The 1,101-nt window shown below is 34.1% G+C and carries 1 protein-coding gene; it reads right to left on the bottom strand.

Features of this window, described 5'->3' with window-relative positions; all coding sequences use genetic code 11:
* Window positions 1-16: 16 nt before the first annotated feature.
* Window positions 17-1,045, bottom strand: coding sequence for a transposase (locus FTU45_RS15315; RefSeq protein ID WP_100355201.1), 1,029 nt, complete (start codon window positions 1,043-1,045; stop codon window positions 17-19).
* Window positions 1,046-1,101 lie beyond the last annotated feature (56 nt).

Below are 1,101 nucleotides of genomic sequence, written 5' to 3'. Positions count from 1 at the left end.
TAGGACTTACGCACTATTATTTATAGATTCTCTGTGGTAGCAGATGATTTTTATCGAGAATAAAGTCATCAATGAAGTTTTTGATAACTGGTCTAAATAATTTCTTCTGCCAACGATATACATTTTCAAAGATCCGCTCAAACTGGTTCTTTTGTATCTCAACGTAGGCCATCAAGGCTGAAAAAATATGATTCAAAATCAGTTTAGATCGTCTTACTTGAAACTTTTCAATATGACAAACCTGTTTAATCACCCGGTGATATTGCTCTATTTTCCAATGACTTGAATGTAATTCATGAAAACCCTCAAAGGACAATAAATCATCTTCATCTTGATGCACAATATAAAACCTCTGCTGTTCTTTTAACTGAGTCTTAAATAATTGTACAAAGCCAAAATCTTTGAGCCAGACCACTTGACCCTGATAGAAATCTGGCAATAAACGCAGTTGAAACCATTGTCCTTTTTCTGGGGAAACCTTACGGTTACAGTCGATACCAAACATAAATCGAATACCATATTTTCTTATGGTTTTTAGATTTCCAGTCGATGAATACCAACTATCACCTGTAATAAATTGAATCTTTGCACCCCAACTGAGTACTTCACTTAACATATCCATAAAGTAATCATTCTTGGTTTTACTTTCAGATTTGTCATAAATTCGGAAATTAATTGGAATATTTTGACCATTTTGATCTATCGCATACAAGGTAATGAGATTAATACCCTTGACGGATCGGTGGTGTTTGCCTGACCAAAAATAGCTAACCAAGTCCATATGTTGACTATATGGTTTATCTAAAACAGTATCATCAATACTGACTATAAGTTTATTATTATCAATATGTTGAATTGATTCTTGATATAGGTCGTGAGGTGTGTAGTCTTCACGCTCTAGAAAGCGATTTACACTATCATGCGAGATATTATAAGTCTCGGCAAGTTGTGTGCAGCTAATAGAGTTCGGTTCTGTCATGAGAAAGCCCATATAAATGGGTAATGTACAAGTTGCTGTAGAAGCATGTTTAATTCGTCTGATCACAGATACTTTATAAAGTATTTTAATACTTTTTTGAATCCGTCAATGCGTAAGTCCTA

Origin of the sequence: Acinetobacter sp. YH12106, assembly GCF_013418995.1 — a bacterium.
GTDB classification, from domain to species: Bacteria; Pseudomonadota; Gammaproteobacteria; order Pseudomonadales; family Moraxellaceae; genus Acinetobacter; species Acinetobacter pseudolwoffii.
The sequence above is the reverse complement of the archived record's forward strand: the minus strand, read 5'-3'. Positions and strand labels throughout refer to the sequence as shown.